At 75.7% G+C, this 2314-nt stretch carries 2 protein-coding genes; both read left to right on the plus strand.

The annotated features are described in order from the left end of the window. Positions 1-1229 (plus strand): 3-phosphoshikimate 1-carboxyvinyltransferase (gene aroA / locus I4I78_RS31985; protein ID WP_218615245.1); only part of this gene is annotated, 1229 nt, incomplete at its 5' end. Positions 1230-1256: 27 nt separating this feature from the next. Beyond that, a complete protein-coding gene (gene rsgA / locus I4I78_RS31990; protein ID WP_218615246.1) occupies positions 1257-2258 on the plus strand; it encodes a ribosome small subunit-dependent GTPase A in 1002 nt (333 codons plus the stop codon). Positions 2259-2314 lie beyond the last annotated feature (56 nt).

Raw genomic sequence — 2314 nt, forward strand, 5'->3', positions numbered from 1 at the left:
GCCGTGCGCTGCTGCTCGCCGCCCTGTCCGGCGGCGACTGCACCGTCGACGGCGTCCCGGCCAGCCGCGACACCGCGCTGATGACCGGTGCGTTGGCGGCTCTGGGGGTCCCGGTCGAGACGAACGCCGAGCGGGTCCGGATCGGCGCGCACGACGGGTTCCGCGGCGGCGGCGACGGTGCTCCGGCCGAGGTCGACTGTGGGCTGGCCGGCACCGTCATGCGGTTCGTGCCGCCGGCGGCGGCGCTGGCCACCGGCACCGTCCGCTTCGACGGCGACCCGCACGCGCGGCAGCGGCCGATGGCCACCGTGCTCGGCGCACTGCGCGACCTCGGCGTCGCCGTCACCCGCGAGGGCGACCGCGACGCGCTGCCGTTCCTGCTCGACGGCACCGGTTCGGTGCGCGGCGGGACGGTGACGATCGACGCGTCGGCGTCGTCGCAGTTCGTCTCCGGGCTGCTGCTGTCCGGGGCCGGCTACGACGAGGGCGTCACCGTGCGCCACGACGGCAGGCCGGTCCCGTCGCAGCCGCACATCGACATGACCGTCGCGATGCTGCGCGCCGCGGGCGTCGTCGTGGAGGACCGCAGCACCGGCGCCGGACCGGACCTCTGGCGGGTGCACCCCGGGCCGGTCGCGGTGCGGGACTGGACGATCGAGCCGGACCTGTCCAACGCCGCGGTGTTCCTGGCCGCGGCCGCCGCGACCGGGGGGACGGTGACCGTCAGCGGCTGGCCGCAGGAGACCACCCAGCCCGGTACCGAGATCCTGCCGGTGCTCGCGCAGTTCGGCGCGCGCGTCGAGACCGGGCCCGCAGGGGTCACGGTGACCGGGCCGGATGACCTCGAGGGCGTCGATGTCGACCTGCACGATGCCAGCGAGCTCGCCCCCACCGTGGCCGCGCTGGCCGCTCTGGCCCGCGGCACCTCCCGGATCCGCGGCATCGCGCACATCCGGGGCCACGAGACCGACCGGATCGCGGCCCTGGCCAGCGAGATCACCGAGCTGGGCGGGTCGGTGACCGAGACAGAGGACGGTCTGGAGATCGTCCCGACGACGCTGGCCGGGCGTCCGGACCGGGCGTGGCGCGCCTACGCCGACCACCGGATGGCCACCGCGGGCGCGATCGTCGGGCTGCGGGTGCCGGGCGTCGTCGTCGACGACATCGGCTGCACGGACAAGACCATCCCGGACTTCCCGGGGCGCTGGGCCGCCCTGCTCGCCCGATGAGCCCACGCGCATGAGTGGGCCGCGACGATGAGTGGCAGGGCGCGCGAGTACGACGAGACCGACGTCCGGGTGCGACCCGGGCGGCGCGGCAGCCGCCCGCGCAGCAAGCGCCGCCCCGACCACGCCGACGCCTCGATGGCCATGGTCACCGCCGTCGACCGGGGCCGCTGGACCTGCGCACCGGACGCCGACCCGTCGAAGCCGCCGGTCACCGCGATGCGGGCCCGGGAGCTGGGCCGCACCCCGATCGTCGTCGGGGACCGGGTGGACGTGGTCGGTGACCTGACCGGCGAGACGGACACCCTCGCCCGGATCGTGCGGGTCACCGAGCGGCGCACCCTGCTGCGCCGCACCGCCGACGACACCGACGCCTACGAGCGGGTGATCGTCGCCAACGCCGACCGGCTGATCATCGTGACGGCGGTCGCCGACCCGGTGCCGCGATCCGGGTTCGTCGACCGCTGCCTGGTCGCCGCCTACGCGGGCGGGCTCACCCCGGTGCTGTGCCTGACCAAGTCCGACCTGGCCGACCCGGCACCGTTCGCCGCGCAGTACGCCGACCTCGACCTTCCGGTGGTCATCACCGGGCGGGACCGCCCCGAAGAGGGCCTCGCAGCGCTCGGGGCGGAGATGTCGGGACGGGTGTGCGCGCTGGTCGGGCACTCCGGCGTGGGCAAGTCGACGCTGGTGAACGCGCTGGTCCCGGAGGCCGACCAGAGCACCGGGCGGGTGTCGGGGGTCGGCAAGGGACGCCACACCACGACCGGGGCGATCGCGCTGCCGCTGGCCGACGGGTGGGTCGTCGACACCCCGGGCGTCCGCTCGTTCGGGCTCGCCCACGTGGGACCCGACGACGTCGTCGCCGCATTCGGCGATCTCGCGACGGCGATCGAGGACTGCCCGCGCGGATGCGGGCACCTCGGCCCGCCCGCCGACCCTGAGTGCGCACTGGACGACCTGGTCTCGGCCGGTGCACTGGCACCCGGCAGACTCGGAGCACTGCGCCGGATCCTGGTGGCGCTCAGCTGATCTGCCGTGGCGGGCGGGTCGGACCCGGTCGGTGGGGAGGACGGACGTGCCAGCTC

Origin of the sequence: Pseudonocardia sp. KRD291, assembly GCF_019263595.1 — a bacterium.
In the GTDB taxonomy this organism is placed as follows: Bacteria; Actinomycetota; Actinomycetes; order Mycobacteriales; family Pseudonocardiaceae; genus Pseudonocardia.

Coding starts and splice junctions, on each gene's coding strand:
- rsgA (WP_218615246.1), top strand. CDS start 1,257: ATGAGTGGCAGGGCGCGCGAGTACGACGAGACCGACGTCCGGGTGCGA.